We start from the raw sequence: 1,017 nt of genomic DNA on the forward strand, positions 1-1,017 counted from the left end.
TCCTGGCCATCCTGAAAGCAGGCGGCGCCTATGTCCCGCTCGATCCGGCCTATCCCTCTGAGCGGCTGACCCAGATCCTGCACGATGCCGCTCCCGTGCTCTTGCTGGCCGATACCGCAGGGCGAACGGCCCTGGGCGAAACGGCGATCGCCCACCTGACCGTGCTCGACCTCGGTACACCCTCGCCGTGGGCTCACCAGTCCGTCGTCGATCCCGATCCGCAAACGCTGGGCCTCACCTCCACCCACCTCGCCTACGTCATCTATACCTCCGGCTCCACCGGCTCCCCCAAGGGCGTCATGGTCGAGCACCATTCCTTGGTCAACCACATCAACTGGCAGGCTAAGCAATTTAGTTTCAATGCANCGTGCTCTTGCTGGCCGATACCGCAGGGCGAACGGTCCTGGGCGAAACGGCGGTCGCTCACCTGACCGTGCTCGACCTCGGCTCACCCTCGCCGTGGGCTCACCAGTCCGTCGTCGATCCCGATCCGCAAACGCTGGGCCTCACCTCCACCCACCTCGCCTACGTCATCTACACCTCTGGCTCCACCGGCTCCCCCAAGGGCGTCATGGTCGAGCACAAAAGCGCAATTAATCTGACTCAGGCACAGATTGCCCTTTTCGGCGTTTCCTCCAGCAGCCGAGTCGTGCAGTTCACCTCATGCAGTTTCGATGTAAGTGTCGCCGAGATACTACTGGCATGGGGCTCGGGAGCTGAACTGCACCTACCCTTGGACGATGAGCGCCGAGTGCCTGAAGAGTTCCAGGACTACCTTGCACACCATGCCATTACCCATGCACTGTCGCCCCCAGCTTTGCTCCAAGGCCTATCGGACTTCACGCGGCTCACCACCTTGCAAACCCTGGTTCTGGGAGGTGAAGCCCCTAGCTCTGCGTTGATCAGCACGATAAATACTGCAATCAACGTCTTCAATGCTTATGGACCCACGGAAGCTACTGTCTGTGCCACAACATGGCTTTGTCCCGTTGATTTCGATGCCCTCGCGGTTCCCAT

2 protein-coding genes are annotated in these 1,017 nt (G+C 60.6%); both read left to right on the forward strand.

What is annotated here, in order from left to right; genetic code table 11:
• On the forward strand, positions 1 to 431 hold a 431-nt coding region (locus tag IHE46_RS16825; RefSeq protein WP_192166078.1), incomplete at its 5' end, for an AMP-binding protein.
• A partial coding sequence (locus IHE46_RS16830; protein ID WP_225563147.1) for an AMP-binding protein occupies positions 374 to 1,017 on the forward strand: 644 nt, incomplete at its 3' end. The genes IHE46_RS16825 and IHE46_RS16830, both read left to right, overlap by 58 nt.

This window comes from Rhodanobacter sp. DHG33 (assembly GCF_014843005.1).
Classification (GTDB): domain Bacteria; phylum Pseudomonadota; class Gammaproteobacteria; order Xanthomonadales; family Rhodanobacteraceae; genus Rhodanobacter_A.